The organism is Streptomyces sp. SID14478 (assembly GCF_010548525.1).
GTDB lineage: Bacteria > Actinomycetota > Actinomycetes > Streptomycetales > Streptomycetaceae > Streptomyces.
The window spans coordinates 1-206 of sequence record NZ_JAAGMG010000339.1 but is presented as its reverse complement, the minus strand read 5'-3'; the positions used below and the strand labels follow the sequence as shown (position 1 = coordinate 206).

1 protein-coding gene is annotated in these 206 nt (G+C 77.7%); it reads left to right on the top strand.

Features of this window, described 5'->3' with window-relative positions:
* Nucleotides 1-206 (top strand): hypothetical protein (locus tag G3I40_RS10970; RefSeq protein ID WP_164301969.1); only part of this gene is annotated, 206 nt, incomplete at both ends.

The following is a 206-nucleotide window of genomic DNA, read 5'->3' as shown; positions in this document are numbered from 1 at the left end:
GCGGACGTACTCCCGCACGCCCGTGGTGAGCGGGCGGGTGTGCTGCGGGCTGACGTACGTGTCCACGGGGCAGCTGGACCGGGCCCGCGCCGTGCTGCGCCGCACGCTCGACCTGGTGGAGCCGCTGCTGGAGCCCGGCGCGAAGGACGCCCGCGACCGGCCGCCCTTCGTCGTCCTGGAGCCGTCGTGCGCGGCCGCGCTCCGCT